The sequence below is a fragment of the Zobellella denitrificans genome, assembly GCF_002237365.1.
In the GTDB taxonomy this organism is placed as follows: Bacteria; Pseudomonadota; Gammaproteobacteria; order Enterobacterales; family Aeromonadaceae; genus Oceanimonas; species Oceanimonas denitrificans.
The window spans coordinates 1-541 of sequence record NZ_NMUO01000213.1 but is presented as its reverse complement, the minus strand read 5'-3'; the positions used below and the strand labels follow the sequence as shown (position 1 = coordinate 541).

1 protein-coding gene is annotated in these 541 nt (G+C 66.9%); it reads right to left on the bottom strand.

Going from position 1 to position 541, the window contains the following annotated elements:
• Positions 1-218: 218 nt before the first annotated feature.
• Positions 219-541, bottom strand: a 323-nt coding sequence (locus CGX12_RS19420) for an aminotransferase class I/II-fold pyridoxal phosphate-dependent enzyme (RefSeq protein WP_142995731.1), incomplete at its 5' end; no start/stop codon positions are given.

Here is a 541-nt window from a genome sequence, read left to right as displayed (position 1 = left end):
GTGCCCGCGCGGGCCGGCAGCCGTTCGAGCAGCGCCTCGCCGCTGCGGCGCTGCAGGCCGTTGTGCCGCTCGTAGCTGTGGGCGGCCCGGCCGAAGGCTTCGGCCACTTTCTGCTTGTCGATATGCTCCATCAGCAACTGGTTACCCGTTTCGTTCACCATCAGATCCATCACACCTTGTCGTTCCCCACGTGTTATCGCCGACCTTGAATTTCTTGCCTACTCCCGGGAGGCGTCCATCAGGGCAGCAACCAGGGTGTGCACGTCTTCCCTTGTATGGGCGGCGCTCAGGGTAATGCGCAGCCGGGCACCGCCCACCGGCACCGTGGGCGGGCGGATGGCGCCCACCCAGATGCCGCGTTCCTTAAGCCGCGCCGCCAGGGCCAGGGTGCGGGCCTCGTCGCCGATCACCAGGGGCTGGATGGCGGTGGCGGAGGGTAGCAGTTCGAACGGCAAGGATTGCACACCGGCGCGGAACTGCCGCACCAGCTGGTTCAGTTGCGCGCGCCGGTGTGCAATCCTTGCCGTTCGAACTGCTACCC